Here is a 386-nt window from a genome sequence, read left to right as displayed (position 1 = left end):
GTCGACGCGCGTGGGGTCCGCGCCGGAGGCGTCGAGTACCTCCGCGAGAGTGCCCAGCCGGTGCCGTGCGTCGGAGACGGTCTCGGTGGCGGTGAGGATCAAAGGCGCCACCTCGGTGCGGGTGAAGAACTTGGAGTGGTGGTCGAGCTCTGCCGATGCGGTGATGACGGCGATCGGCGGCACTTCGGCCTGGCCACGCCGCTGGCGCTCCTGCCGTTGGGCGACCGAGAGCTGCACGCCGGAGTAGTTCTCGATCCGCACCGTCGCCGCGCCCATCAGGATGACGTCGGCGGCGTGGCGCATGAGATTGAACACAGCCCGGTCACCCGGACCGCCCAGCCCGCCAGACTTGCCGTCCTCGGTGGCACCGCCGTCCAGGCTGCTGA

1 protein-coding gene is annotated in these 386 nt (G+C 70.5%); it reads right to left on the bottom strand.

The genetic code is table 11. From position 1 onward, the window contains the following. Window positions 1-386, bottom strand: a 386-nt coding sequence (locus tag RM844_RS33330) for a dihydrofolate reductase family protein (RefSeq protein ID WP_311671154.1), incomplete at both ends; no start/stop codon positions are given.

The organism is Streptomyces chisholmiae (genome assembly GCF_031845445.1).
Taxonomy (GTDB): Bacteria; Actinomycetota; Actinomycetes; order Streptomycetales; family Streptomycetaceae; genus Streptomyces; species Streptomyces chisholmiae.
Note: the sequence above shows the minus strand (reverse complement) of the source record. Positions and strands in the feature narration are given on the sequence as shown.